Here is a 441-nt window from a genome sequence, read left to right on the forward strand (position 1 = left end):
GCGGACGAAGGCTCGCATCCGCGGGATCGAGGTGTTCGCTGCCAGTGATGCGAGGTGAGCGGCTCGGGCGCTCAGATCTCGGGTGCAGGCCGATGTCAGCGCCGGCCCGCTCGACCCGATCGACAGTCGGGATACCGCCCCGGGGCGGGACAGGCCCAGCCGGGGCCAATCGCGACCAGGGAGAGAAACGACAACACCATAATTTTCCTACCATGACCGGCCCGTTTTCCCAGCGGACCACGCGGCGGATGGCGGCGGTGGCCCAACGGCCGTCTCGGCAGAGCCGACCCAAAGTCTTCAGCAGCGCTCAACCGAGGGTTGCGAGAGCCGCCGCCAGATCGGCCACCAGATCGTCGGGATGCTCGATCCCGATCGAGACCCTGATCGTCGCGTCCGTGACGCCGAGGCGATCGCGCACCGCCTTCGGCACGCCCGAGTGGG

At 68.7% G+C, this 441-nt stretch carries 1 protein-coding gene; it reads right to left on the reverse strand.

The window, feature by feature from the left end:
• Nucleotides 1-307 precede the first annotated feature (307 nt).
• Nucleotides 308-441, reverse strand: a 134-nt coding sequence (locus WDW90_RS38240) for a PLP-dependent transferase (protein WP_336492892.1), incomplete at its 5' end; no start/stop codon positions are given.

It is taken from the genome of Methylobacterium nigriterrae (genome assembly GCF_037106235.1).
GTDB lineage: Bacteria > Pseudomonadota > Alphaproteobacteria > Rhizobiales > Beijerinckiaceae > Methylobacterium > Methylobacterium nigriterrae.